General features: G+C 63.4%; 1 pseudogene. It reads right to left on the reverse strand.

Annotated elements, in window-relative coordinates:
• Nucleotides 1–235: pseudogene (locus SB765_RS33810) on the reverse strand (aliphatic sulfonate ABC transporter substrate-binding protein); the annotation flags it as partial.

Consider the following 235-nt stretch of genomic DNA (forward strand, 5'->3'; position numbering starts at 1 on the left):
GCACGCTGCTGGCTTTGGGCACCAGCACCGCTTCGGTCTTGCCCTCGTTGGGCTCTACGGCAAAGTACTGCAAGTCGATGCCGGCCGCCTGGGCGAAGATCGGCGGGATGTCGCCAATGTTTCCGATGTCCAGGCTGCCGCCGTTCAGCGCTTCGATCAAGGGAGGGCCGCCGAGGAATTCAATCCACTGCACCTGGGTGCCGGGCAGCGCCTCTTCGAAGAGTTTGTGTTCGCG

The sequence above is a fragment of the Pseudomonas sp. SIMBA_067 genome (assembly GCF_046534675.1).
GTDB classification, from domain to species: domain Bacteria; phylum Pseudomonadota; class Gammaproteobacteria; order Pseudomonadales; family Pseudomonadaceae; genus Aquipseudomonas; species Aquipseudomonas putida.